Below are 26,725 nucleotides of genomic sequence, written 5' to 3' on the forward strand. Positions count from 1 at the left end.
CTTTTTTACTTTAAATTATTAGTACTTATTAACCATTTTTTCTACGGAATTAGAATAAACATATGGAATTAAACAAATTATCTTTATATTTCCGCAAATTAAAATAAAAAAGAGTATATATTATTAAAAATTTCCGACACAATTATTGAATTATCGTTATATAATTTAGAATTTTTACAATTAATTTTGTCTAATACAATTTTTTTTGCCGCTTTTTGTAGAAATAACGCCTTAAATCATGTGAAATTTCCCCAATTTACTTCGTCATATGCTGAATGTACATTTAGATAGTAATGTATTTATTTACTCACTTAAGAGTAAGGGCTAAAGTTTAAACAAATCTCTATTTATTAAACTACTAACCTCTTAATCATAGTATTAAAGCAAATACATAATCGAAATATACCCACATAAAAGGAGAGGCTTTAATGAAATTCAGTAAAATTATACCGTTTAAAGTAATGACCACAGTGGCTTTATCTTCTTTAATCTTTTCATCGTATACGGCTCTTGCGGAAAATAATGATACATCAACGCAAGAGGCCGAGGACCAAGCACCCCAATTATTAGACCAAAGTCCAAAAGGTAAAGAGGACTTATATAATGATATACAAAAGGAAGAATCTGAGAAAACTTATAAACCTACCGATAATGTTCGCTTTATAGTGGAGATTGAGCAACCATCAGCTACTGACACTTCTACATCAAACAAAAAATCCTTATTTAAAGAAAAACAAGACAAAGTAATCGAAGAAATCACAAAGAAAAATAAGGCTAAATTAAATTCCCCTAAATTAAAACAACGTTTCTTTGAGGGATTCAATGGATTTAGCATTGAGACGGAATATCAAAATCTAAATGAGATTAAGTCTATTCCTGGAGTACTTCATGTAAATGTTGCGAGAACATTTCATGAAACAATGGCAGCAAGTAAAGAGTTAGTACAAGCTCAAAAAGTTTGGAACCAATACGGCTACCAAGGAGAAGGTTTACTAGTAGCAATCGTCGATTCTGGTATTGACTATAATCATAAGGATATGACGTTGACTGAAAAGGGTAAACAAAAAGAAAAGCTAACACAAAGTGGAATTAATAGTAAATTAGATGCTACATCTGTGAATGAAGTATGGTATACAGATAAAGTGCCAACAGGCTATGATTGGGCTGATCATGATACTGATGTTATTCCTCGAAGAGATGGCAGTCCACACGGTACACACGTTGCTGGTACAGTTGGTGCAAATGGCGATGAAGCAAGTGGTGGTGTTCAAGGTATCGCTCCTGGAACTCAATTATTAGCAGAGAAAGTATTTTCTGATGTAGGTGGTGGAGGAGCTTATGAGGATGACATCATCGCAGGAATTGAGCATGCTGTGACAATGGGTGCTGATGTGATCAATATGAGCTTAGGCGTTGATGCAGGTTTTGTTGGAGAAGATTTCGATCCTGTTCAAAAAGCAATTCGAGAAGCGACTGAACAAGGTACGCTTGTTGTAGTTGCTGCTGGGAACACAGCTTACAGCACAAAAAATAATTTGTTTTTCGATGCTGCTGCACAGCCATATGCAGAAAATCCTGATATTGGAACAGTAGGTGCACCTGGGGTAAGTCCGTATGCTTTATCAGTTGCTTCCTATGAAAATACAAAGATGCACTTAAATACTTTAGCTGATGCCAATGGCTTTAAGCTGCCTTTTATGGATCAAACTCAATTTGCTCCTACAGTGAACTTTAAACTTTCTAGAAATTTAACTCCTGGTCAAGAGTATGAATTGGTATACGTAGGTGAAGGTTCGAAGACTACAGATTTTAGTGCTAAAAACGTTGAAGGTAAAATCGTTGTTGCGAAAATGAACAATCAATATACTTCATACTCATTTGTTCAATCTAATGCTTCAAAATATAAAGCTAAAGCTGCTATTATTATTCCACCTAGCAGTTTGGAAGATTATCCATACATGAAACTAAATGGGTCCTCTATTCCAACTGCTACAACAGGTAAGGCAGTAGGTCAAGAATTAATTAATAAACTAACAAATGGCCAAATTGTAAAAATGAAATTAGCAGGAGATACATGGGTTGATAATATTAACAAGAACAAAATGTCTAGTTTTTCATCGTACGGTGCGCCCTCAACATTAGATTTTAAACCAGAAATTTCTGCTCCAGGTGGAAATATTTATTCCACTGTACCTGGAAATGATTATGAAGTAATGAGCGGTACATCAATGGCAACACCACATGTTGCAGGTGGTTCGGCATTAGTATTGCAGTCACTGTATGAAAAAGGATTACAACACTCAGAAGATGCAGCCTTAAAAGCAAAAATAGCATTAATGAATACATCAAGTATAGTGATGGATCCAAAAACAAATGGAGAAGTTCCGTATTCTCCTCGATTACAGGGATCAGGTTTGATGCAAATTCAAAATGCAATTAATACGCCAGTTATTGTTACAAGTAGAAATACACCATTAGAGCAAGCTGGGGCAGTTGCATTAAAAGAAATTGGCCAGAATACTAGCTTTAAATTAAATGTTGAAGCATTTGATGCGCAAAAGGGAAAAAATAATAGCGCTGATATTGAATACTCTGTTTATGTGGATTTATTAAAAGATAAAACAGAAACAAAGCAATTTGATTTAGACAATGATGGTGCGATGGATTCAAAAGATTATTTAACAATGACTAGTGAACGTATTGAAGGTGCAACGATTACTGTAAATGATAATAAAGTAACATATAAAGATGGATCATTACTTAAAATAAAACCAGGTCAGTCAAAGATGCTGACAATTAATGTAAATTTACCAGATTCATTAACGAAAAATAGTTTTGTTGAGGGATTCGTACGCTTAGTCCCTGTGGCAAAAGATCAAGATAAGGCAGTTCCAATTTCCGTTCCTTATATGGCCTTCTATGGAAAATGGGATGAGCCAAGAAATATTGATGCACCTGCGTGGGAAAAGGATGCGTTTTTAGGATATACTGCACTTTGGGATGGAACTTCTGAACGTTATCCAAAAGGATATAATTCTGCAACAGGTACATACGATCTTAGCAAAATAGCAATTTCGCCAAACTTCCATTTAAATGGAATCTATTCTTCATTTACAGCTTTACGAAATTTAGCTAAAACAGAAATGTATATCGAAAATCAAAACGGTGAAATGGTTAAATATTTAGGTGATTTTAGTGAATTTAATGGAACTTCATATAAATTCAGAAAAAATGTCATGCCATTTGGTGATACAAGCTATAATGAACTTTATGCTTGGGATATGACAGATGAGTCTGGAAAATTTGTTCCTGATGGAGATTATAAATATGTTATTCGAACAACATTAGACTATCAAGGTGCAAGACCTCAGGAAGTGAAAATGCCAGTTAAAGTAGATTCTAGCCTTCCGAAAGTTACAGATATTAAGGTGACTCCAAAAGATGGGAAATATGAAATTTCTTGGAAGGGCACAGATAATGAATCTGGTTATGCAGCTTCAGTTGTTTGGGTTAACGGAAGTAACTATTCACCAGGTGCAGCTCAAACTTTACTAGTTAATGTTGAACCAAAGAGTATTGTAATAGGTGGGGCTGACAATGCATTTAACCACTCTTATACTACTTGGGGAGATCAAAGTGCAAAATATATGAGTGAATGGATGATTCTTTCAAATAGAAGTGTTTACCCAACTACAAATATTAACAAAAATAGAGTAGCAGGAATGGATTTCTTTGCTCAAAACAGAGTAGATTGGACGTTTAATATGAAGGATATAAATGGAAATATAGTAGATACAATATCATTTAAAAATGAAAGAGAAGTGCACACAAAATGGATTCCAAAACCAGACCTACCAAACGGCACATACTATATATCTGCTGATGTTACGACAAAAGATGGGTTCAAAGTAACATCAACTCCAACTAAAGTAACGGTTGTTCAATAAAAGTCAATAATTGAAAAAGCTATCTTTCCTATTTATTATAGGGATAGATAGCTTTTTTTTTCATTGATTAGTCGATAATAGAAATCCGAATAAGAAATAAAAAAATACCATTACTATCCGTAATTTAATTATAATTGACATCATAGAATGTGAAAAGCTGAGTAAAACACGAACATTAAAATATTTTTTAAGAAAAACATTCATATTTTATTGAAAAAAGTGTTATAAATTGATACTATAGAGATAGGAAATTTAGCAAACCTCATATAAGTTTGGGAATATGGCCCAAAAGTTTCTACCTAGTAACCTTAAATTACTGGACTATGAGGGGAAGTTAATCACACGTGTACGTAAATTAGTATACGCCTAAGTAGATTATCTTTCTCGCCATGGAGAAATAATTCTATTTAGGCGTTTTTTGTTGGGAATTTTTTGTAAAAATAAAAAAATAGCGAATAAACTTGGGGGAAAAGCAGATGAAACCGATAGTTGGGGTCATTATGGGGAGTACAAGTGATTGGGAAACAATGAAAAATGCTTGTGATGTGTTAGAAGAGCTAAATATAAGTTATGAGAAACGTGTTGTTTCAGCACATCGTACACCAGATTTAATGTTTGAGTATGCAGAATCAGCTAGAGAACGAGGTATTAAAGTAATCATTGCGGGTGCAGGCGGGGCTGCTCACTTACCAGGAATGGTAGCAGCAAAAACGACACTTCCAGTAATTGGTGTACCAGTACAATCAAAAGCTTTAAATGGGTTAGATTCATTATTATCAATTGTGCAAATGCCAGGTGGAGTACCTGTTGCAACTGTTGCAATTGGTAAAGCAGGTGCGACGAATGCAGGCTTACTTGCAGCTCAAGTATTAAGTATCCAAGATCAAGAAGTTTATTTAGCATTAGAAACTCGTCGTGAAAACACTACTAAACAAGTTCTAGAAAGCAGTGAATCACTATGAATAGCAAAGTAATTTTACCAGGACAAACAATAGGGATTATCGGGGGAGGCCAACTTGGAAGAATGATGGCGCTCTCAGCGAGAGAAATGGGCTATAAAATAGCTGTTTTAGATCCTACTCCGAACTCGCCTTGTGGGCAAGTATCAGATATAGAGATTACGGCTGAGTATTCTAATTTAGAAGCAATTAAACAGCTTGCGAATGTAAGTGATGTTATAACATATGAATTTGAAAATATTGATGTAAATGCACTTGAGTACTTAGATGAGCATTCCTATTTACCTCAAGGTAGTGAGTTATTGAAGCTAACAAGAAATAGATTAACTGAAAAAACAGCTATTCAAAATTTAGGCATAAAGGTTGCTCCATTTCGACTAGTAGAAAATGAAGAGCAATTTTCTGAGGCAGTCACGAAAATAGGTTTACCAGCTGTTTTGAAAACAACAACAGGTGGTTATGACGGAAAAGGGCAAGTTGTTTTAAGATCTGAAGAAGACTTTGTTGAAGCGTTAGAACTTGTTAAAAAACAGCAATGTATTCTTGAGGGCTGGGTTCCTTTTGAAAAAGAATTGTCAATAATTGTCGCAAGAAATAGTAATGGAGAGGTAAATACGTTTCCAATAGCAGAGAATGTTCATATAAATCAAATTCTGCATACTTCATCTGTACCGGCAAATACTTCAAAATCAGTAATAGAAACAGCAGAGAACTATGCAAAAAAAGTAGCTAGCTCATTTCATCTTGTAGGTGTTTTAGCAATTGAGTTATTTGTAACAGAAGATGAGCAAGTTTATATTAATGAATTAGCTCCGCGTCCACATAATACAGGACACTATACGATGGAGGCAGTCGAAACTTCACAATTTAAGCAGCATGTTCGAGCGGTTTGTAATTTACCATTAGGGAATACGGAATTACTTAAACCAGTTGTAATGGTGAATATATTAGGTGAACATGTTGAAGAAGTATTGAATGTGATGCAAAATGATAGTACATTAAATGTCCATCTTTACGGAAAAGAAGAAAGCAAAAAAGGCCGTAAAATGGGACATATTAATATAATGGCAGCATCAACAGAACTAGCGATGCAAAAAGTACAAGAGTTAGGGATTTGGAAACAAAACCCGGTGGAGGTAAAAATATGATTGAACGTTATTCACGCCCAGAAATGGCAGCAATTTGGACAGAAGAAAACAAATTTAAAGCTTGGTTAGAAGTTGAAATCTTAGCATGTGAAGCATGGGCTGAATTAGGAGATATTCCTAAAGAAGACGTAAAAGTGTTACGTGAAAAAGCTTCTTTTGATATAAACCGAATTTATGAAATTGAAAAAGAAACACGTCATGACGTAGTTGCATTTACACGTGCGGTTTCTGAAACATTAGGCGCCGAACGTAAATGGGTACATTATGGCTTAACATCAACTGATGTAGTAGACACGGCACTTTCATACTTACTACGTCAGGCAAATGATATCTTATTAAAAGATTTAGAGAATTTCATTGGAATTCTTGAAACGAAAGCTAAAGAACACAAGTACACAGTAATGATGGGACGTACTCACGGTGTACATGCAGAACCAACTACTTTTGGTTTAAAACTTGCATTATGGACTGAAGAAATGAAGCGTAACTTAGAGCGATTTAAGAATGCGATTGAAACAGTTCGAGTAGGTAAAATCTCAGGCGCTGTTGGAACATATGCAAATATTCCTCCATTTGTTGAAGAATATGTTTGTGAAAAGTTAGGAATTCAAGCAGCACCAATTTCAACTCAAACTTTACAACGTGATCGTCATGCTCACTACATGGCTACATTATCTTTAATTGCAACTTCAATTGAGAAGTTTGCAACTGAAGTACGTGGATTACAAAAAAGTGAAACACGTGAAGTTGAAGAATTCTTTGCAAAAGGTCAAAAAGGCTCTTCTGCAATGCCACATAAACGTAATCCAATTGGATCTGAAAACATGACAGGTTTAGCTCGTGTAATTAGAGGTCATATGGTTACGGCTTATGAAAATGTATCACTTTGGCATGAAAGAGATATCTCACATTCATCTGCAGAAAGAATCATCTTACCGGATGCAACAATACTTTTAAATTACATGTTAAATCGATTTGGAAATATTGTTAAAAACCTTACAGTCTTCCCTGAGAATATGAAACGTAATATGGACCGTACTTACGGATTAATTTATTCTCAACGTGTACTTCTTGCTTTAATTGAAAAAGGCATGTCACGTGAAGAGGCTTATGATACTGTTCAACCAAAAGCAATGGAAGCTTGGGAAACTCAAGTTCAGTTTAAAGAGCTTGTAGAAGCAGAAGAAAAAATTACTTCTTTATTATCTCAAGAAGAAATTAATGATTGCTTTGACTACAGCTACCACTTAAGTCAAGTCGATACAATTTTTGAACGCTTAGGATTAAATTAGTAAATTTGTTTGGCTAAGATTAGAGAAAAAAATTCTTAGCCAAACAAGTCAAATAACAGATAAAGCAGAAATTCTATTGGGTGTTTAAATGAGGATATGGGAGGCATTGTTAGCATGGCAGAGCAAGTAATGTTGTATGAGGGAAAAGCAAAAAGAATTTTCTCAACTGAGAATCCTGAAATTGTAAGAGTTGAGTACAAAGATTCAGCAACTGCATTTAACGGTGAAAAGAAAGCAGAAATTGCCGGTAAAGGTCGCTTGAATAATGCAATTACTAGTTTACTATTTTCAAAGTTAATGGAATCAGGTATTGCATCTCATTTCGTAGAAAAAACATCAGAACTTGAACAACTTGTAAAACGAGTAACAATTGTACCAATTGAAGTAGTTGTTAGAAATATCGTTGCTGGTAGCTTATCGAAACGCATGGGATTAGATGAGGGTGTTAAGTTAGAAAAACCGATCATTGAATTTTATTACAAACGTGATGATTTAGGTGATCCAATTATTAATGAAGATCATATCGCTGCACTTAAACTAGCAACAACTGAAGATCTTGAAACAATTAAAGAGATTGCTCTCCGTGTTAATGATGTACTAGTAGAACAGTTTAATGCATGTAATGTTCGATTAGTTGATTTTAAATTAGAGTTTGGCAAATTAAATGATGGAACAATTTTGTTAGCAGATGAGATTTCACCAGATACTTGCCGATTATGGGATAAAGATACAAACGCAAAATTTGATAAAGATGTATTCCGTAGAGATTTAGGTAACTTAACAGATGGATACGAAGAAATTTTAAAACGCTTAGGGGGATTATCATGTTCAAAGTAAGAGTATTCGTTACATTAAGAGAAAGTGTTTTAGATCCACAAGGAAATGCAGTTAAAAATGCACTTCATAGCATGAATTTTAGCGAAGTTCAAGATGTTCGTATCGGTAAATATATGGAATTATTAATTGATAAAAATGTTGCAGATTTAGATACTACAGTAAAAGAAATGTGTGAAAAGTTATTAGCAAACATCGTAATTGAAGATTACCGTTATGAGGTAGAGGAGGTAGTCGCACAGTGAAGTTTGCAGTAATTGTGTTCCCGGGCTCAAATTGTGATGTTGATATGTATCATGCAATCAAAGATGAGTTAGGCGAAGAAGTAGAATACGTATGGCATGATTCAACGAATTTAGATGAATTTGATGGTATCTTATTACCAGGTGGCTTCTCATATGGAGATTACTTACGCTCTGGCGCAATTGCAGGTTTTGCAAACGTGATGGATGCCGTGAAGAAAGCTGCTGCTGAAGGTAAACCAGTATTTGGCGTTTGTAATGGATTCCAAATCCTAACTGAAGCAGGTCTACTACCAGGTACACTTAGACGTAATGAGAAATTAAAATTCATGTGTAAACAAGTAGAGCTAGTTGTTGAAAACAATGAATCAATGTTTACAACTGGTTATGAAAAAGGTCAAGTAATTACTGTACCAATCGCACATGGTGAAGGAAATTACTATTGCGATCAAGAAACTTACGAATCACTTAAAAATAATAATCAGATAATTTTCCGTTATCAAAATAATCCGAACGGTAGTTTAGATGATATCGCAGGAATTGTTAATGAAAATGGAAATGTATTAGGTATGATGCCACACCCTGAGCGTGCAGTTGATGCATTATTAGGTAGTGCAGACGGACTTCAACTATTTCGTTCGATTGTAAGAAACTGGAGGGAAAACCATGTCGTTACTTCTTGAGCCAAATCCAATTCAAATTGAAAATGATAGAATTTATGCCACTATGGGCTTAACGGATGAAGAGTTTCAATTAATCAAATCAATTATTGGTCGCAATCCGAACTATACAGAGCTTGGATTATTCTCAGTAATGTGGTCTGAACATTGTAGTTATAAAAACTCAAAACCTTTATTACGTAAATTCCCAATAAGCGGTGAGCATGTTTTACAAGGACCAGGTGAAGGAGCAGGTATTGTTGATATTGGCGATGAGCAAGCTGTAGTATTTAAAATCGAAAGCCATAATCACCCTTCTGCAATTGAACCATACCAAGGTGCTGCAACTGGTGTAGGTGGAATTATTCGTGACGTATTTTCAATGGGAGCACGTCCTGTTGCACTTCTAAATTCTTTACGATTCGGTGAATTAGAAACTCCAAGAGTTAAATATTTATTTGAAGAAGTTGTTGCAGGTATTGCTGGATATGGAAACTGTATTGGTATTCCAACAGTTGGTGGAGAAGTAAACTTCGATCCATGTTACGAAGGAAATCCTTTAGTAAATGCAATGTGTGTTGGATTAATCAATCATAAAGATATTAAAAAAGGTCAAGCGCATGGTGCTGGAAATACAGTAATGTACGTTGGTGCTTCAACTGGACGTGACGGAATTCATGGTGCAACTTTTGCTTCTGAAGAGTTATCTGATGCATCTGATGAGAAACGCCCAGCGGTACAAGTAGGCGATCCATTTATGGAGAAGTTATTACTTGAAGCATGTTTAGAAGTTGTTCAAAATGACGCTCTTGTTGGTATTCAAGATATGGGTGCAGCTGGATTAACATCTTCATCTGCTGAGATGGCTTCAAAAGCAGGAATGGGAATTGAGATGAATCTTGATTTAGTTCCTCAACGTGAAGCTGGTATGACAGCTTACGAAATGATGTTATCTGAATCTCAAGAACGTATGTTACTAGTTGTAGAAAAAGGTAGAGAGCAAGAAATCGTAGACTTATTTGAAAAGTATGATCTACATGCTGTATCTGTAGGACGTGTTACAGACGATAAGATGCTTCGCTTACTTCATAAAGGTGAGGTTGTAGCTGAATTACCTGTAGATGCTCTTGCTGAAGAAGCTCCAGTATATCATAAGCCATCAACTGAACCTGCATATTATGGTGAGTTCCAAGCGATGGAAAACTATATCCCTGAAATTAGTGATTCAAAAGAAACGTTAAAACAATTACTTTCTCAACCTACAATCGCAAGTAAAGAGTGGGTTTACGGTCAATATGATTACATGGTTCGTACAAATACAGTAGTTGCTCCAGGTTCAGATGCTGCAGTAATCAGAATTCGTGATACAAAAAAAGCTCTAGCAATGACTACTGACTGTAATGCACGCTACTTATATTTAGATCCTGAAGTTGGTGGGAAAATTGCAGTAGCAGAAGCAGCTCGTAATGTAGTTTGTTCAGGTGCTCGTCCACTTGCAATTACAGATTGCTTAAACTTCGGAAATCCTGAAAAACCTGAGATTTTCTGGCAGTTAGAAAAAGCAACAGATGGTATGAGTGAAGCTTGTAATGTATTAAGTACTCCAGTAATCGGTGGTAACGTATCATTATATAACGAAACAAATGGTGAAGCAGTTTACCCAACTCCTGTAGTTGGTATGGTAGGTCTAATTGAAGATGTCGAGCATATCACGACACAAAACTTTAAAACTGCTGGAGATTTAATTTATGTAATCGGCGGAGCAGAAGCTGAATTCGGTGGAAGTGAGCTTCAAAAATTATTAAATGGCAAAATCTTTGGTAAAGCACCAAGTATTGATTTAGCTGTTGAATCTAGTCGCCAAGAGCAAATTCTTGCTGCTATTCAAGCAGGTGTAGTTGCTTCAGCACACGATATTTCTGAGGGCGGTTTAGCTGTAGCGATTGCAGAAAGCACATTTGGTCCGTCAGAAGTTGGTGCAACTATTACGATCGAAGGAAATGAAGTTGTTTCATTATTTAGCGAAACTCAATCACGTTTCTTACTTTCAGTTAAACCTGAACATAAAGAACAATTCGAAGCATTAGTAGATGCAAAGTTAATCGGTACAGTTACAGAAGAAACATCAGTAACAGTTCGTAATGAAAACAATGAAACAGTTCTTCATGCTTCAGTTGATGAACTCAAACAAGCTTGGAAAGAGGCGATCCCATGCTTGCTGAAATAAAAGGACTAAACGAAGAGTGTGGAATATTTGGAATTTGGGGGCATACAGATGCTGCCCAAATCTCCTACTATGGTCTTCATAGCTTACAACATAGAGGCCAAGAAGGAGCTGGAATTGTTGTAACGAATGGGAATGAACTTGAAGGTGCAAAGGGACTTGGCTTAATAACAGAAGTTTTCAGTAAAGGTCAATTAAATGATTTACACGGAAAAGCTGCTATTGGTCATGTTCGTTATGCAACTGCAGGCGGAGGCGGCTATGAAAATGTTCAGCCTCTATTATTCCAATCTCATACTGGAAGCATTGCTCTTGCTCATAATGGTAATTTAGTAAATGCTTCAAGATTACGTAAAGACTTAGAGATGCAAGGTAGTATTTTTCAAACTACTTCTGATACTGAAGTACTTGCACATTTAATTAAACGAAATGGTTCTGCTCCATTAAAAGATAGCATTAAAGCATCTTTAAATATGATCAAAGGAGCTTTCGCTTACTTAGTTCTAACAAAAGATGCAATGTATGTAGCACTAGATCCAAATGGCTTTAGACCATTGGCGTTAGCTAAACTAGGTGACGCTTATGTTGTAGCTTCAGAGACGTGTGCATTTGATGTAGTCGGAGCTAAATATATTCGAGATATTAATCCGGGAGAATTACTTATTATTTCAGACAATGGAGTGGAAACTGATCAGTTTACTTCATCAGTTAATCACACAATTTGTAGTATGGAATATATTTATTTCTCTCGTCCTGATAGCAATATTGATAATATCAATGTTCATGCTGCACGTAAAAATATGGGACGTGTATTAGCTAAAGAAGCTCCTGTTGAAGCAGACGTAGTAATCGGTGTTCCGGATTCAAGTATTTCAGCAGCAGTTGGTTACGCAGAAGAATCTGGTATTCCATATGAACTTGGATTGATTAAAAATCGGTACGTAGCTCGCACATTTATTCAACCTTCTCAAGAACTTAGAGAGCAAGGAGTTAAGATGAAACTTTCTCCAGTTCGTTCGATTGTTGAAGGGAAACGTGTAGTAATGGTAGATGATTCAATTGTTCGTGGAACTACAAGCCGCCGAATCGTACAAATGTTACGTGATGCAGGTGCAAGTGAAGTTCATGTACGTATTGGCGCACCACCATTAAAAAATCCTTGTTATTACGGTATTGACACTTCTACAAGAGAAGAGTTAATTGCTGCAACTAATACAATAGAAGAAATTTGCGAAGAAATTGGTGCAGATTCATTAGAATTTATTAGTTTAGAAGGATTACTAGATGCTATTGGTAGAAATCATGAGGGACCAAATAGAGGACAATGTACTGCTTGCTTTACAGGGAAGTATCCAACAGTAATCTATGATGAAAATGAATTAGTACATTCTCATAATTAATATTAAAAAACAGAGGCGGTGAGCAAAGTCGCCGCCTCTTTTTGAATCTATTCATAAGGAACGGAAGGGGAAATCATCACATGGCGAATGCATATAAACAAGCTGGAGTAGATATCGAAGCTGGCTATGAAGCAGTGAACAGAATGAAGAAACACGTTCAAAAAACAATGCGTCAAGAAGTTCTTAGTGGATTAGGAGGATTTGGAGGAATGTTTGATCTTTCCAAATTCAACTATAAGGAACCGGTTCTTGTATCAGGGACAGATGGAGTAGGAACAAAATTAAAATTAGCTTTCCAAATGGACCGTCACGATACGATTGGCATTGATGCAGTCGCGATGTGTGTGAATGATATTGTGGTTCAAGGAGCTGAGCCTTTATTTTTCCTAGATTACTTAGCAGTTGGCAAAGCTGTACCTGAACGAATTGAGCAAATTGTAAAAGGTGTATCTGATGGTTGTGTTCAAGCAGGTTGCTCATTAGTCGGTGGAGAAACTGCAGAGATGCCTGGTATGTATCCAGAAGATGAATATGATATTGCTGGTTTTGCAGTAGGGATTGTTGACAAGCCGAAGCTTGTAACAGGACAAAGCATTAAAGAAGGAGATATCTTATTAGGAATCTCATCAAACGGGATTCATAGTAATGGATATTCTCTAGTTCGTAAGGTTTTATTAGAAAAAGGTGGCTTAACGCTTGATCAACACATTGATAAATTAGGTCATACTTTAGGCGAAGAACTACTACGCCCAACTAAAATTTATGTAAAACCAATCTTAAATGTACTAAAAAAGTTTGAAGTAAAAGGTATGGCACATATTACTGGTGGTGGGTTTATTGAAAATATCCCAAGAATGCTTCCAGAAGGAATCGGTGCAGAAATTGATTACGGTTCATGGCCAATCCAACCAATCTTTGATTTATTAGAAGAGATTGGTGAATTGAAGCGCGAAGAAATGTTTAATATTTTTAATATGGGTATTGGAATGGTTCTTGCAGTTAATGAAGAGAACTTACATGACACTATTAAACTATTAGAAGAAGACGGAGAAAAAGTATTTATTATCGGAAGAACAAAAGCAGGTGAAGGTGTAACCTTTGGCGGAGGTTCTCTGTAATGAAGAAGATTGCCGTATTTGCGTCAGGAAATGGCAGTAACTTTCAGGCCATTCTTAATGCAACTCTAAGCGGAGAAGTGAATGCTGAAGTGAAATTGCTTGTTTGTGATCGTCCAAATGCATTTTGTATCGAAAGAGCAAAGCAAGCAAATATTCCATCATTTATATTTTCAGCGAAAAACTATGAAACAAAAGAGCAGTATGAAAGTGAAATTATTGCCCATCTTAAAGAGTTAAGTGTCGAATTTATCGTATTAGCGGGTTATATGAGATTGATTGGTCCGACAATTTTAGACTCATTTCCTGGGAAAATAGTAAATATTCATCCTTCATTTCTACCATTATTTCCTGGAAAAGACGCAATTGGTCAAGCTCTCCTAGCAGGTGTCGAATCGACTGGTGTAACGGTTCATTATGTCGATGAAGGAATGGATACTGGTCCAATTATTGCGCAAGAAGAAATTCTGATTGAAAAGGGAGATTCTAAGGAGTCCCTTGAGCAGAAGGTTCATAGTGTGGAGCATGTTTTATATGTGCAAACACTAAAAAAATTGTTTAGTTAATTAGATTAGATATAGAGCATGAAATCGATTAGATAGGGGAATGTATATCATGAAAAAACGAGCTTTAGTTAGCGTTTCAGATAAACAAGGGATTATTGAATTTGTAAGTGGATTAATTAAACATGATTTTGAAGTTATTTCAACAGGTGGAACTTATAATTTACTAAAAGATGCTGGATTAAATGTAATTGGTATTTCAGAAGTAACTAACTTTCCAGAAATTATGGATGGTCGTGTGAAAACATTACATCCTTCAATTCACGGAGGTTTACTAGGAGTTCGTTCAAATGAAGAACATATGCGTCAAATGAACGAGTTAGGTATTCAGCCAATTGATTTAGTTTGTGTAAATTTATATCCGTTTAAAGAAACGATTATGAAGCCTGATGTTACATTTGAAGATGCAATTGAAAATATTGATATCGGTGGCCCTACAATGCTTCGTTCAGCAGCTAAAAACCATGAATTTGTATCTGTAGTAGTTGACCCAACAGACTATGAAGTAGTTTTAGCTGAGTTAGCTGAAAATAATTCGGTTTCTATTACTACGAACCGTCGATTAGCTGCTAAAGTTTTCCGTCATACTGCAGCTTATGATTCATTAATTTCCAATTATTTAACAGAGCAAGTAGGAGAAGAAAATCCTGAAAGCTATACTGTTACTTACGAATTAAAACAATCTTTACGTTATGGTGAAAATCCTCACCAAAAAGCGACATTCTATCGTGCGCCAATGCCAACAGTTTCGTCTATTGCTTATGCAGAGCAATTACATGGTAAAGAGCTTTCTTATAACAATATTAATGATGCTAATGAAGCATTAAATATTGTACGTGAATTCTCAAATCCAGCTGTTGTCGCTGTAAAACACATGAATCCTTGTGGAGTAGGCGAAGGTATTACAATTGAAGAAGCTTATGATCGTGCTTATACTGCTGATCCAGTTTCCATTTTTGGAGGTATTATTGCGACAAACCGTGAAGTTGATGCTGCAACTGCTAAGAAAATGCATGAATTATTCTTAGAAATTATTATCGCTCCTTCATTCAGTGAAGAGGCTTTAGAAATCTTAACTAGTAAAAAGAACTTACGTTTATTAACAGTAGACTTAGAAACTAAGCCTACGTTTGCACCTAAATTAACGACAGTTCATGGTGGCTTATTACGTCAAGATATGGATACATTTGGATTAGATGAAGCAACAATTACAGTTCCTACAAAACGTCAACCGACTGAAGAAGAGTGGGAGAATTTAAAATTAGGTTGGAAAGTCGTAAAACATGTTAAATCAAATGCAATTGTTTTAGCGAAAGATCATATGACAATCGGTGTTGGTGCAGGTCAAATGAATCGCGTTGGAGCTGCAAAAATTGCGATTGAGCAAGCTGGCGAAAAATCAAATGGAGCAGCGTTAGCTTCAGATGCATTTTTCCCTATGAATGATACAGTAGAAGCAGCGGCTAAAGCTGGTATTACAGCTATTATTCAACCGGGCGGATCAATTAAAGATGAAGATTCAATTAAAAAAGCTGATGAATATGGAATTGCAATGGTCTTTACAGGGGTTCGTCACTTTAAACATTAAGAAATAAGGAGATGACAAGATGAAAGTATTAGTCATTGGTCGCGGAGGCCGTGAGCATACAATTGCTTGGAAGGTAAATCAATCGGAGAATGTAACAGACGTATTTGTTGCTCCAGGTAACGATGGAATGATTGATGTTGCAACACTTGTCAATATTGATGAAAGTGACCATGAAGCACTTATTGCATTTGCAAAAAAGGAAGAAATTGATTTAACAATCGTTGGTCCTGAAGTTCCTTTAATGAACGGAATTGTAAATGATTTTCGAGCTGCTAATTTAAAGATATTTGGTCCAACTAAAGAAGCGGCAATTATTGAGGGAAGTAAAAGCTTTACAAAGGATTTAATGAAAAAATACGCAATCCCGACTGCAGCATATGAAACATTTACTAATTTTGAAGAAGCAAAAGCATATGTTGAAAATGTTGGCGCACCGATTGTTATTAAAGCTGATGGTTTAGCAGCTGGTAAAGGTGTAGTTGTAGCGATGACAATTGAAGAAGCAATCGTAAGCCTTCATGATATGCTACTTGATGAAAAGTACGGCGATGCAAGTGCATCTGTAGTAATTGAAGAATATTTGGAGGGCGAAGAATTCTCGCTAATGTCATTTGTTAACGGGAATAAGGTTTATCCTATGGTAATCGCTCAAGACCATAAACGTGCTTATGATGGAGACAAAGGACCTAATACGGGTGGTATGGGTGCTTATTCGCCAGTACCACAAATCTCAGATTCAGTTGTTGAACAATCTTTAAATGAAATAGTAGTACCAGTCGCAAAAGCAATGATTTCTGAAGGAAGATATTTTACTGGAATACTTTATGCTGGTTTAATGTTAACAAGCCAAGGACCTAAAGTAATCGAGTTTAATGCAAGATTTGGTGATCCAGAGACTGAAGTTGTATTACCCCGTTTAGAGAGTGAGTTAGCTGAAGTATTATTAGCAATATTAAATGAAGAAGAAATCAATTTAGAATGGTCAGAGGAAGCTGTTGTTGGAGTTGTGCTTGCTGCAAATGGATATCCAGAAGTTCCTGAAAAAGGTGCTGTAATTTCTGGATTAAATAATGTAAGTAATGAAACAATGGTTTTCCACGCTGGTACAAAGCTTGAAAATAATGAATATGTTACAAATGGTGGACGAGTATTAATTATTGCGCATAAAGGAAGCTCCATTAATGAAGCTTGCGAAAATGTATATAAACAAATTGATACTGTTCAATCAACTGGCTTATTCTATCGCCACGATATAGCACATAAAGCAATTAAAGTAAATAATTAGTAAGAAAGGGGTCGTCATTTATTATTAATGACGACCCTATTTCTTGTCAAAATAAGAACTAGTGTTCTATTTTTATCTATACAATCTACTTCATTTTTGATAAACTATTTTTATGAAGGCTGAATATAATCTTCGAATGTATCTCCCTCGTCGTTTTTATCTGCCATAATCTTACATTTCTTACCTAGAGCAGTCATTGGGCAAAAACGTAAAACTCCCTCTGCAACTTTCATGGCACCGATAATGATCAAAATGATTATAGAATTACTACATCTTCTTCGTGTGAGCTTTGCTGTGCCGTATGCTAAAATTGTTAAGCCAGCAGTTATACGTATAAGTGCATTTATAATACTAATATTTGGTCTCAACAGTAACTCCCCTTATAATAAGTATCAGTGACTATATCACTCTTTACCATTTTTCCCTTTAATTGTTTCATTATAATAGGAAACAATTAGTATTAATTACTTAAAATGGGGACGTAGGGTTACTTTTCCTTTTTAACTAAGATACAATACATTTATATTTTTGATAAAAAGTACTTAATAAAAATAGATAAATTAATGTTAAAAAACATATTCCGGAGGACAAAATGTACGATTATTCACAATGGAATCACATATTTAAATTAGATCCAAATAAAGAAATCTCTGATGATGAATTAGAAAAAATTTGTGAGTCAGGAACGGATGCAATATTAGTTGGTGGAACGGACGATGTAACGTTAGATGCTACGATATCTCTACTAGTTAGAATAAGACGCTTTGCAGTACCGTGTATTCTAGAGGTATCAAATCTTGAAGCCGTAACTCCAGGTTATGATTTCTATTTTATCCCGACAGTTTTAAATAGTAATGATCCAAAGTGGATTATTGGAATGCATCAACAAGCAATGAAAGAATTTGGTCATTTAGTTCATGCTGAAGAATTGGTAATGGAAGGTTATTGTATATTAAATGAAGATTGTAAGGCTGCAAAGCTGACAAGTGCAGTAACAAATCTTTCAATAGAAGATATTGTCGCTTATGCGGAAGTTTCTGAGCAATTATTAAAATTACCGATTTTTTATTTAGAGTATAGCGGCACATATGGTTCACCCCAGGTGGTAGAAGAAGTTTCAAAAGTAGTAAACAATACGAAATTATTCTATGGTGGGGGAATTTCATCAGCTCAACAAGCAATTGAGATGAAGCAATTTGCTGATACAATTGTTGTTGGGAATATTATATATGATAACTTACAAGAGGCTTTACTTACAGTGAAAGCTGTGAAAAAAGGAGCGACGAAGTAATGAAAACAGCAGAAGAATTATTGCAAGGTTTAAATCCAATGCAAAAAGAAGCCGTTAAAACGGTTGATGGTCCTTTATTAATTATGGCTGGAGCAGGTTCAGGTAAGACTCGAGTTCTAACACATCGAATCGCGTATTTATTAGGTGAAAAAGGTGTCGCTCCTTGGAATATTCTTGCGATCACATTTACAAATAAAGCAGCTAGAGAGATGCAGGAGCGTATTTTTAATCTAGTTGGAAAAGATGCAGAAGATATTTGGATTTCTACATTTCACTCAATGTGTGTACGGATCCTTCGTAGAGATATTGATCGGATTGGCTTCAATAGAAGCTTTTCTATTTTAGATACAACTGACCAATTAACAGTAATAAAAAATATCCTTAAAGAGAAAAACTTAGATTCAAAGAAATTTGATCCACGTAGCATACTAGGAACTATTAGTAGTGCAAAAAATGAACTACAAACTGCTGCAGATTATTCAAGAGATGCTTTTACTCCATATGAAAAAGTCGTTGGAGAAATTTATGCATCTTATCAAGATCGACTTCGTAAAAATCATTCTTTAGATTTCGATGATTTAATTATGATGACAATTAGTTTGTTTGAACGAGTTCCAGAAGTACTACAATATTATCAACGAAAATTTCAATATATTCACGTAGATGAGTATCAAGATACAAACCATGCCCAATATAAAATTGTAAAATTACTTGCCGAACAATTCAAAAATATTTGCGTTGTAGGTGATTCAGATCAATCAATTTATCGCTGGCGTGGAGCAGATATTTCTAATATACTCTCATTCGAAAAAGATTACGAAAAAGCACAAGTTATTCTGTTAGAACAAAACTATCGTTCCACTCAAACAATTCTTGATGCAGCGAACGCAGTTATCACGAATAATTCAAATCGTAAAGCGAAAAAGCTATGGACAGAAAATGGAGAAGGTACTCCGATTCATTATTTCAGAGCTGCCTCTGAACAAGACGAAGGATATTTCGTAGCTGGGAAACTAGCCGAGTGGAAAAAAGAAGGCGTTCGTCAATATGGCGATGTTGCAATTCTATATCGTACGAATGCACAATCACGTGCAATGGAGGAAGTTTTAGTTAAGTCCAATATTCCTTATAAAATGGTCGGCGGAGTAAAGTTCTATGATCGTAAAGAGATTAAAGATGTACTTGCTTACTTAAGATTTATTGCCAATCCAAATGACGAGATCAGTTTTTCAAGAATTATTAATGTACCAAAACGTGGTGTAGGTGCAGCGTCCGTAGATAAAATTATTAACTATAGCATAATGAATGACTTATCTTTATCTGATACTTTAGAGCAAATTGATTTTGTTGGATTAAGTGGAAAAATCACAAAAGCAGTTGGAGATTTTCATGCTATGACGAAAAACTGGCAACAGATGCTAGATTATTTATCGGTAACTGAACTAGTTGAAGAAGTACTTGATAAAACAGGCTATATCCAAATGTTAAAAGATGAAAATACAATTGAATCTGCTTCTAGAATCGAAAATATTGAAGAGTTTTTAACAGTTACAAATGCTTTTGAAGAAAGTAGTGATGATAAAAGTTTAGTATCATTTTTAACTGATTTAGCATTAGTATCTGATATCGATCAAGCGGATAAAGAAGAGTCACAATCAGATGAGGTTATCCTTATGACGCTTCACTCTGCAAAAGGATTAGAGTTCCCAGTAGTCTTTTTAATCGGTTTGGAAGAAGGTATTTTCCCACATAGCCGTTCTTTAATGGACGAAGAAGAAATGGAAGAAGAAAGAAGATTAGCGTATGTAGGTATAACACGTGCGGAAAAGGATTTATATATTACAAATGCTCAAACACGTACACTTTATGGGCGTACTAGTGTAAACCAAGAATCTCGCTTTATTAATGAAATTCCTGATGAGCTATTAGATCGTGCTAATAAGAAAGTAATAACTGAGCGCCGTGCTGTATCTAGACCAGCGGTGGCAATGAAAACAACAGGTGGAGAGTCACTCGGTTGGAGAGTTGGAGATAAAGCTTCTCATGGTAAATGGGGAATTGGTACAGTTGTAAGTGTAAAAGGAGAAGGCGAAGCAATGGAGTTAGACATTGCATTCCCAAGTCCTGTTGGTATTAAGCGTTTATTAGCTAAATTTGCTCCAATTACGAAAGCATAGAAGGGATGGAGAGCTTTTGGATCCAAAAATCATTGATAAAGTTGAAGAACTAAGAACAAAATTAAATCAATATAACTATGAGTACTACGTATTAGATCAGCCATCAGTGCCAGATGCAGAGTATGACTCACTATTACATGAATTAATTGGATTAGAAGAACAATATCCTACTCTTTTAACACTAGATTCTCCATCACAACGTATAGGTGGACAGGCAATTGATTTGTTCGAAAAAGTCGTTCATAGTCATCCAATGTTAAGCCTAGGCAATGCGTTTAATGAAGGAGATTTAAGAGATTTCGACCAAAGAATTAGACAGGATTCTGTGGGAGTATCCTACGTTTGTGAACTTAAAATAGATGGCTTAGCCGTTTCACTTCAATATGAAAATGGATTATTTGTCAAAGGTGCAACTCGTGGTGATGGTACAGTTGGAGAAGATATTACGCATAATTTAAAGACGATTAAAGCAATTCCTTTAAGACTTTCTGAGCCAATTTCAATAGAAGCCCGTGGTGAAGCATTTATGCCAAAAGCTAGCTTCGAAAAGGTAAATGAATCGCGTGAAAAGAATGGGGAAGAATTATTCGCAAATCCAAGAAATGCAGCGGCTGGTTCATTACGTCAACTTGACCCAAAAATTGTTGCAAAGAGAGATTTATCGTTCTTTGTTTATGGATTCCCTACAGCTGAGGAATTTTCAATTCATAAGCATAGCGAAGCATTAGATTATCTTCACAAACTTGGATTTAAAACAAATACTTTCCGTAAAACATGCCATACAATTGAAGAAGTAATTGAATACGTTGAGGAATGGAAAGAAAAACGCCCATCATTGCCTTATGAGATTGATGGAATTGTCATAAAGGTGGATGAATACAGTATTCAGAAAAAGTTAGGATCAACAGCTAAAGTACCAAGATGGGCTATTGCATATAAGTTCCCAGCTGAAGAGGTAGTAACGAAATTAGTCGATATCGAATTAAGTGTTGGACGTACAGGTGTAGTAACACCAACTGCAATTTTAGAACCCGTTCGAGTTGCAGGTACAGTAGTAAAACGTGCATCGCTTCATAATGAAGATTTAATTAAAGAAAAAGACATTCGAATTGGTGATTCAGTCATTATTCGCAAGGCTGGAGATATTATTCCTGAAGTGGTAAATGTACTATTAGATCGTCGTACTGGTGATGAACAGCCTTTTGCAATGCCAACTCACTGCCCTTCATGTGATCATGAGTTAATAAGAGTGCCAGGTGAAGTAGCACTTCGCTGTGTAAATCCCTTCTGTCCATCTCAAATTCGTGAAGGATTAATTCATTTTGCGTCTCGTGATGCAATGAATATCGAGGGTCTAGGTGAAAGAGTAGTAGCACAACTATTTGATGCTAATTTGATTAAGACATTTACAGATCTTTATCTCCTAACGAAAGAACAATTATTATCACTTGAACGATTTGGAGAAAAGTCAGCAGATAAATTAATTTCTGCAATTCAAACGTCTAAAGAAAATTCACTTGAAAAATTATTATTTGGTTTAGGGATTCGTCATGTTGGTGCTAAAGCAGCAAAAACATTAGCTCAGCATTTTCAAACAATTGATCGACTGATGGAAGCATCAGTTGAAGAAATAACAGGAATTAATGAAATTGGTTCTAAAATGGCTCAATCAATCAATGAGTATTTTTCACAAGACGAAGTAAAAGAACTTATTTCAACGTTTAAAACTGTTGGAGTTAATACTGAATATAAAGGAATTCAAGTAGAAAATATTAATATGGATTCTCTTTTTGCTGGTAAAACAGTAGTATTAACTGGTAAGCTAGAACAGATGACTAGAAGTGAGGCTAAGAAGCAATTAGAAGCACTTGGCGCAAAAGTAGCAGGAAGTGTTAGTAAGAGTACTGATCTAGTCATAGCAGGTGAGGCAGCTGGATCGAAATTAGATGCTGCACGTAAATTAAATATCGAGATTTGGGATGAAGAAAGAATGATTAAAGAGCTTCAACCACAATAAAATTTCAATCAACTAGAGGGCGGATTAATGAGGTATTAGTTCGTTCACTTAATAAGTAGAAGGTGTGAGTTAGATGAAAAAACGTATAGGAATGCTCCTATGTTGTTTTTCGCTCATCTTATCTGGCTGTTCATTATCAATAAAGAATGAAGATAAGGTTGTACAAGAGAGCAATAACAAAAAAGGGGAAGACGCTATAATACCCCGTTATTCAATTTCAAATGATTACTACAAGACAATACTTCCATTTAAACCGAGTAAAACAAGGGGTGCTGTCGTTGCAAATATCGATAATAGACTTGATATTAGTGAATTTGAATTAGGTTTAATGCGAATTGTACAAGAGCAATATTCAACAAAAGATTACCTGTATCAAGAAGGACAATTATTAAGTAAAAAAACGGTGGAATCTTGGCTAAAAAGGAAGTATACTCCTTCACAATTTAAACAAAAACAAGATGCACTTAAGAGCGCAAATTTAAAACCAAGTTCAATTACAAATGACGGATTGAATCCAATTCAAACGGATACAAAAAATCTTACTGAAGATCAAAAAGCTAAACTAGCTCCGATATTTTTAAATTCTATTTTAGAGCAGGATTATCTAAAAAAGGACGGAAAAGAAGTTAAAGTTGAGGGCGTAGCAATTGGTTTAGCAATGAACTCTGTTTATTATTATCAAGAGGAGCACGGCTACCCAAGAGAGCTTAAAATTCCTCAAGATGAAATGATTAAACAAGGTAAAGCGATCGCACAAGAAATTTTGACGCGAGTGCGAAAAATGGACGAATTTAAAGGTATACCAATCACATTTGCTATTTTCCGTCAGCAAAGTCAGTCATCTGTAGTACCTGGAAACTATGTTGCTATGACTTCAGTTTCTGGAAATGATCTCTCAATAAGCAATTGGGATAAAATAAATGAGAAATATTATTTATTCCCTTCAGCTGCTGCAACTGCAGATTATCGAGATGATGCAATGAAAATGGTTAATTTTAAATCAGATATAGAAAATTATTTTCCGAATTATACTGGTGTTGTAGGCACTGGTTTTTATAAGGATAATGAATTAATACAACTAAAAATTGATATACCTATGCAATTTTATGGTAAGGCAGAAGTCATAGCTTTTACTCAATATGTAGCGGGACTTATGATGGACCATTTCCCTTCATACTTAAAGGTTGAGACGAATATTTTCTCATCAAATGGACAGGAAGCACTCATCGTAAAAGATGTAGATGCTAAGGAACCAAGTGTGCATATTTATAACTAAAAGGAAGAAGACTACTCTTCCTTTTTTTTTATATAAGGGAAGAATCTGTAAGCGTTTCATATTTGAAGAATATATAGGAATATTGTATTATGTAAATGTGAGTTTTTTATACAGTAGTTATTCTACTAGCAATTGACTGAAAACACTGATAGAAAAACGGTTACAGTAATTGCTATTTTCAAACTAAAGGGGGATTTATTCAATGGTTATACCTTACAAACATGAGCCATTTACAAACTTTGGCTTAGAGGAAAATCAAGAACAATACAAACAAGGATTAGCAAAAGTTTCATCTTATTTAGGTGAAAAATACCCACTAATCATTGGTGGAGAGCGTATCTTTACAGAAGAACAGATCGTATCTGTAAATCCTTCAAATCATAAAGAAGTTATTGGTTCTGTATCTAAAGCAAGCCGTGACTTAGCTGAAAAAGCTATGCAAATTGCTGATACAACTTTTAATACATGGAAAAAAGTTAAACCTGAAGTTCGTGCTGACATCTTATTCCGTGCGGCTGCAATTATTCGTCGTCGTAAACACGAATTCTCAGCTTTATTAACTAAAGAAGCTGGTAAACCTTGGAATGAAGCAGATGCTGATACAGCTGAAGCAATTGATTTCTTAGAGTTCTATGCTCGTCAAATGTTACAATTAAAAGACGGAATTCCTGTTGAAAGCCGTCCTGGTGAATATAACCGTTTCAACTACATTCCATTAGGTGTTGGTGTTGTAATCTCTCCTTGGAATTTCCCATTTGCAATCATGGCTGGAACAACTGTAGCTGCTGTAGTAACAGGTAACACTGTTTTATTAAAACCAGCAAGTACAACACCAGTAGTTGCTTACAAATTCTTAGAAGTATTAGAAGAAGCTGGATTACCTGCAGGAGTAGTAAACTTCGTACCAGGTAGTGGTGCTGAAGTAGGAGATTACTTAGTTGATCACCCACGCACTCGTTTCATCAGCTTTACTGGTTCTAAAGAAGTAGGTATCCGTATTTATGAGCGTGCTGCAAAAGTAAACCCAGGTCAAATCTGGTTAAAACGTGTTATCGCTGAAATGGGCGGTAAAGACACTATGGTAGTTGATAAAGAAGCTGATTTAGAATTAGCTGCTAAATCAATCGTTTCATCAGCATTCGGATTCTCTGGTCAAAAATGTTCAGCTTGTTCTCGTGCAGTAATTCACCAAGATGTGTATGATCAAGTTCTTGCTCGTGCAATCGAATTAACAAACGAATTAACTGTTGGAAACCCAGAAGACCGTTCAACTTACATGGGTCCAGTTAATGACCAAGCTGCTTTCAATAAAGTAATGAGCTACGTACAAATCGGACGTGAAGAAGGCCGTGTAGTAACAGGTGGAGAAGGAGACGATTCTACTGGTTGGTTCATCAAACCAACAATCGTTGCTGACGTTGCTGAAGATGCTCGTTTAATGAAAGAAGAAATCTTTGGACCAGTTGTAGCATTCTGCAAAGCTAAAGACTTTGATCACGCTTTAGAAATTGCAAACAACACTGAATATGGTTTAACAGGTGCTGTTATCTCTAACAACCGTGCAAACATCGAAAAAGCACGTGAAGATTTCCACGCTGGTAACTTATACTTCAACCGTGGATGTACTGGTGCAATCGTTGGTTACCAACCATTTGGTGGATTCAACATGTCAGGTACTGACTCAAAAGCAGGCGGACCAGACTACCTAGTTCTTCACATGCAAGGTAAAACAACTTCAGAAATGCTTTAATAAATAGAGTAAAGGTTTGTTTTAATACATCCTTTATGAGAAGAAACCCCACAGAGAAGTTAATTTCTTTGTGGGGTTTCTTCTTATGTTGTCGACATAATCGCCTTTTTTATAGATAATTAACAGAGTTTTATTTGATTTAGTAAGTTTTAGAGCATAATAGTTAGCTTTCGATACTTTTGTGGATTTAGTTGCAGATATTGATTTATAAAATAGGACTGTTTTAGTAAGTTGGACTTTTGTGATAAGCTCTTTTCTTATAATTAATACTTTACTTCTAACTAAACCCTTCCCCATATTATTATGCTATAATTTTAATTAAATTATAGTGAATAGAGAGAAGGGATACCATGCAAATTTTACAGAGAATAATTCAATTAGTAGATTCAATTCCTTTAGGAACTCGCGATGATTGGGACTCTTATTTTTTAGGACAGGCATTTATAACTTCTCTTCGTTCAACTTGCGGAAGTAGAAGGGTTGGAGCAGTTATTGTAAGTGATAATAGAATAATTGCTTCTGGGTATAATGGATATCCAAAAGGTGCTAAGCACTGTATTGATGGGGGATGTCCACGCTTTGCTGCTCGCCAAGAAGGGTTATTAGATAGTGGCAAATACTCAGATCAGTATCCTTGTGATGCTTTCCATGCTGAAGAAAATGCAATTTATCAACTAGTACAATCAGGAATTCAAAAAACGAAAGGTGATAATTGGACAATCTATTGTACGACTGCACCGTGTCGAGCTTGTGCAAAAATGATAAATGGAGCGGGGATTACTAGAGTTGTATATAATGTAGGCTATCCGGATGATTATTCAATTGAGTATTTTAAAAAATATGGAATTGAACTAACAAGAATCCCTGCTGAATAAACTTTAGTCCAAATTGAAACAAACGTTTGATTAATTTTATATGTAAAAATTTTAGTAAAGACTGTTTGAAAGCGAATGTCTTT

20 protein-coding genes and 1 riboswitch are annotated in these 26,725 nt (G+C 35.4%); of the genes, 19 read left to right on the forward strand and 1 reads right to left on the reverse strand.

The window, feature by feature from the left end; translation table 11 throughout:
- Positions 1-428: 428 nt before the first annotated feature.
- The 13 genes from MY490_RS22030 (at position 429) to purD (ending at position 17,256) form a co-directional block, all read left to right on the forward strand.
- A complete protein-coding gene (locus MY490_RS22030; protein ID WP_282439831.1) occupies positions 429-3,947 on the forward strand; it encodes a S8 family serine peptidase in 3,519 nt (1,172 codons plus the stop codon).
- Positions 3,948-4,189: 242 nt separating this feature from the next.
- A riboswitch (purine riboswitch) is annotated at positions 4,190-4,291 on the forward strand.
- Positions 4,292-4,423: 132 nt separating this feature from the next.
- Entirely contained in the window at positions 4,424-4,909 is a 486-nt protein-coding gene (gene purE, locus MY490_RS01615) for a 5-(carboxyamino)imidazole ribonucleotide mutase (protein WP_248267695.1), read from the forward strand.
- Positions 4,906-6,054, forward strand: a complete 1,149-nt coding sequence (gene purK / locus MY490_RS01620; protein WP_248267696.1) for a 5-(carboxyamino)imidazole ribonucleotide synthase — start codon at positions 4,906-4,908, stop codon at positions 6,052-6,054. Before purE ends, purK begins: the two co-directional genes overlap by 4 nt.
- Positions 6,051-7,346, forward strand: a complete 1,296-nt coding sequence (gene purB / locus MY490_RS01625; RefSeq protein WP_248267697.1) for an adenylosuccinate lyase — start codon at positions 6,051-6,053, stop codon at positions 7,344-7,346. The genes purK and purB overlap by 4 nt, the downstream gene beginning before the upstream one ends.
- A 114-nt stretch (positions 7,347-7,460) precedes the next feature.
- On the forward strand, positions 7,461-8,183 hold the full coding sequence (purC, locus tag MY490_RS01630; RefSeq protein WP_056474748.1) for a phosphoribosylaminoimidazolesuccinocarboxamide synthase: 723 nt from the start codon (positions 7,461-7,463) through the stop codon (positions 8,181-8,183).
- Positions 8,171-8,425 (forward strand): phosphoribosylformylglycinamidine synthase subunit PurS, encoded by a 255-nt coding sequence (purS, locus tag MY490_RS01635; RefSeq protein WP_069032645.1) that lies wholly within the window; start codon positions 8,171-8,173, stop codon positions 8,423-8,425. The genes purC and purS overlap by 13 nt, the downstream gene beginning before the upstream one ends.
- Positions 8,422-9,105, forward strand: a complete 684-nt coding sequence (purQ, locus tag MY490_RS01640) for a phosphoribosylformylglycinamidine synthase subunit PurQ (protein WP_248267698.1) — start codon at positions 8,422-8,424, stop codon at positions 9,103-9,105. The genes purS and purQ overlap by 4 nt, the downstream gene beginning before the upstream one ends.
- Positions 9,089-11,308: a phosphoribosylformylglycinamidine synthase subunit PurL gene (gene purL, locus MY490_RS01645; RefSeq protein ID WP_248267699.1), complete on the forward strand. Its 2,220-nt coding sequence runs from the start codon at positions 9,089-9,091 to the stop codon at positions 11,306-11,308. Before purQ ends, purL begins: the two co-directional genes overlap by 17 nt.
- Positions 11,293-12,705: an amidophosphoribosyltransferase gene (gene purF / locus MY490_RS01650; RefSeq protein ID WP_248267700.1), complete on the forward strand. Its 1,413-nt coding sequence runs from the start codon at positions 11,293-11,295 to the stop codon at positions 12,703-12,705. The genes purL and purF overlap by 16 nt, the downstream gene beginning before the upstream one ends.
- Before the next feature lie 80 nt (positions 12,706-12,785).
- Entirely contained in the window at positions 12,786-13,823 is a 1,038-nt protein-coding gene (gene purM, locus MY490_RS01655; protein WP_248267701.1) for a phosphoribosylformylglycinamidine cyclo-ligase, read from the forward strand.
- The gene (purN, locus tag MY490_RS01660) at positions 13,823-14,386 is read left to right on the forward strand and encodes a phosphoribosylglycinamide formyltransferase (RefSeq protein WP_248267702.1); all 564 of its coding nucleotides are present in this window, start codon (positions 13,823-13,825) and stop codon (positions 14,384-14,386) included. Before purM ends, purN begins: the two co-directional genes overlap by 1 nt.
- A 49-nt stretch (positions 14,387-14,435) precedes the next feature.
- Positions 14,436-15,971 carry a bifunctional phosphoribosylaminoimidazolecarboxamide formyltransferase/IMP cyclohydrolase gene (purH, locus tag MY490_RS01665; protein WP_248267703.1) on the forward strand — a complete coding sequence of 512 codons (1,536 nt, stop codon included), beginning with the start codon at positions 14,436-14,438 and terminating at the stop codon, positions 15,969-15,971.
- Between the two features lie 19 nt (positions 15,972-15,990).
- The gene (gene purD / locus MY490_RS01670) at positions 15,991-17,256 is read left to right on the forward strand and encodes a phosphoribosylamine--glycine ligase (protein WP_248267704.1); all 1,266 of its coding nucleotides are present in this window, start codon (positions 15,991-15,993) and stop codon (positions 17,254-17,256) included.
- A 110-nt stretch (positions 17,257-17,366) separates the two neighbouring features.
- On the opposite strand, the gene MY490_RS01675 is transcribed toward purD, so the two are convergent.
- Positions 17,367-17,624, reverse strand: coding sequence for a YgaP family membrane protein (locus MY490_RS01675; RefSeq protein WP_248267705.1), 258 nt, complete (start codon positions 17,622-17,624; stop codon positions 17,367-17,369).
- A 224-nt stretch (positions 17,625-17,848) separates the two neighbouring features.
- Between MY490_RS01675 and MY490_RS01680 the strand changes: the two genes are divergently transcribed.
- From MY490_RS01680 to MY490_RS01705, 6 genes are all read left to right on the forward strand, one after another.
- Positions 17,849-18,547 (forward strand): heptaprenylglyceryl phosphate synthase, encoded by a 699-nt coding sequence (locus MY490_RS01680; RefSeq protein WP_248267706.1) that lies wholly within the window; start codon positions 17,849-17,851, stop codon positions 18,545-18,547.
- Positions 18,547-20,724 carry a DNA helicase PcrA gene (gene pcrA, locus MY490_RS01685; protein ID WP_248267707.1) on the forward strand — a complete coding sequence of 726 codons (2,178 nt, stop codon included), beginning with the start codon at positions 18,547-18,549 and terminating at the stop codon, positions 20,722-20,724. Before MY490_RS01680 ends, pcrA begins: the two co-directional genes overlap by 1 nt.
- A 16-nt stretch (positions 20,725-20,740) precedes the next feature.
- Entirely contained in the window at positions 20,741-22,741 is a 2,001-nt protein-coding gene (ligA, locus tag MY490_RS01690) for an NAD-dependent DNA ligase LigA (RefSeq protein ID WP_248267708.1), read from the forward strand.
- A gap of 73 nt (positions 22,742-22,814) precedes the next feature.
- Positions 22,815-24,017: a CamS family sex pheromone protein gene (locus MY490_RS01695; protein ID WP_248267709.1), complete on the forward strand. Its 1,203-nt coding sequence runs from the start codon at positions 22,815-22,817 to the stop codon at positions 24,015-24,017.
- A gap of 202 nt (positions 24,018-24,219) precedes the next feature.
- Complete coding sequence (pruA, locus tag MY490_RS01700; RefSeq protein ID WP_248267710.1) at positions 24,220-25,767, forward strand: L-glutamate gamma-semialdehyde dehydrogenase; 1,548 nt, start codon at positions 24,220-24,222, stop codon at positions 25,765-25,767.
- Positions 25,768-26,117: 350 nt separating this feature from the next.
- On the forward strand, positions 26,118-26,642 hold the full coding sequence (locus MY490_RS01705; protein WP_069032658.1) for a deoxycytidylate deaminase: 525 nt from the start codon (positions 26,118-26,120) through the stop codon (positions 26,640-26,642).
- Positions 26,643-26,725 lie beyond the last annotated feature (83 nt).

The sequence above is a fragment of the Gottfriedia acidiceleris genome (genome assembly GCF_023115465.1).
GTDB lineage: Bacteria > Bacillota > Bacilli > Bacillales > Bacillaceae_G > Gottfriedia > Gottfriedia acidiceleris_B.